Annotated in this window: 2 protein-coding genes; both read right to left on the reverse strand. The window is 69.6% G+C overall.

Translation table 11 applies throughout. From position 1 onward, the window contains the following. Positions 1–387: thiamine pyrophosphate-dependent enzyme (locus VGX25_RS25825; RefSeq protein ID WP_326920498.1), on the reverse strand; the 387-nt coding region annotated here is incomplete at its 3' end. After that, a partial coding sequence (locus tag VGX25_RS25830; RefSeq protein WP_326920499.1) for a 2-oxoacid:acceptor oxidoreductase subunit alpha occupies positions 384–1,764 on the reverse strand: 1,381 nt, incomplete at its 5' end. The genes VGX25_RS25830 and VGX25_RS25825, both read right to left, overlap by 4 nt.

Below are 1,764 nucleotides of genomic sequence, written 5' to 3' on the forward strand. Positions count from 1 at the left end.
CAAGGCATGGATCAGGTGGTTGCCGCCGATGGACAGTGCGTCGCCGTCGCCGGTGACCACCCAGACCGACAGGTCCGGCCGGGTGACCGCCAGGCCGGTGGCGATCGCCGGGGCGCGGCCGTGGATGGAGTGCATCCCGTAGGTGTTCATGTAGTACGGGAACCGCGAGGAGCAACCGATCCCGGAGACGAACACGATGTTCTCGCGCCGCAGCCCGAGCGAGGGCATGAACGCCTGCATGGCGTTGAGGACCACGTAGTCCCCGCAGCCGGGACACCAGCGGACCTCCTGGTCGGACTTGTAGTCCTTGGCGGTCTGCTTCTCGTCGGTCGTGGGTACCCCCGCCAGCCCGCTCACGTCGGGCAGGCCGAGGTCGATGGCGGTCACGCTGCCACTCCCTTCACGTGGTCGGTGAAAACGCCCTGAAGCTCCTCCGCCTTGAACGGCTGCCCGGCGACCTTGGTGTAGGAGATCGCGTCGACCAGGAACCGGCCGCGCAGCAGCAATGCCAGCTGGCCGAGGTTCATCTCCGGGACGACGACCTTGTCGTAGGACGCGAGCACGTCGCCGAGGTTGCCGGGGAACGGGTTGAGGTAACGCAGGTGGGCCTGGGCGATGGCCAGCCCCTCGTTACGCACGCGCCGGCAGGCGGCGCCGATCGGCCCGTAGGTCGAGCCCCAGCCGAGCACCAGCACCCGCGCCTTGCCGGACGGGTCGTCGACGGTCAGGTCCGGAACGGTCACACCGTCCACTTTGGCCTGACGCAGCCGGACCATCCGGTCGTGGTTGTCCGGGTCGTAGGAGATGTTGCCCTTGCCGTCGGCCTTCTCCAGCCCGCCGATCCGGTGCTGCAGCCCGGGAGTGCCGGGGATGGCCCACTGCCGCGCCAGGGTCTCGGTGTCGCGCACGTACGGCCAGTGCTCGTCGGAGCCGTCCAGCGCGTTGGGCTCGGAGGCGAACTCCACCGACAGGTCGGGCAGCTCGTCGACGTTCGGGATCAGCCACGGCTCCGAGCCGTTGGCGATCGACCCGTCGGACAGCAGCAGCACCGGGGTGCGGTAGGTCAGCGCGATCCTGGCCGCCTCGAGCGCGATCTCGAAGCAGTCGGCAGGAGACTGCGGCGCCACGATCGGCACCGGGCACTCACTGTTGCGGCCGAACATGGCCTGCAGCAGGTCGGCCTGCTCGGTCTTGGTGGGAAGTCCGGTGGACGGGCCGCCGCGCTGCACGTCGATCACCAGCAGCGGCAGCTCCGACATGACCGCGAGGCCGATGGTCTCCGACTTCAGCGCGATCCCCGGCCCGGACGTCGACGTCACGCCCAGCGCGCCGCCGTAGGCCGCGCCCAACGCCATGCCGATCCCGGCGATCTCGTCCTCGGCCTGCACGGTGGTGACGCCGAAGTTCTTGTGCTTGCTCAGCTCGTGCAGGATGTCGCTGGCCGGCGTGATCGGGTAGGAGCCCAGCAGCACGGGCAGCCCGGAACGCTGCCCGGCGGCGACGATTCCGTACGCCAGCGCGGTGTTGCCGGTGATCTGCCGGTAGGTGCCCGCCGGAAACTTGGCCGGGGCGACCTCGTAGGTGACCGCGAACGACTCGGTGGTCTCGCCGTAGTTCCAACCGGCCCGGAAGGCCAGGATGTTGGCCTCGGCGAGGTCGGGCTTGCGGGCGAACTTCTCGCGCAGGAACCGCTCCGTGCCCTCGGTGGGCCGGTGGTACATCCAGGACAGCAGCCCGAGCGCGAACATGTTCTTCGCCCGCTCG

This window comes from Actinophytocola sp. (assembly GCF_035942955.1).
Taxonomy (GTDB): Bacteria; Actinomycetota; Actinomycetes; order Mycobacteriales; family Pseudonocardiaceae; genus DASYTH01.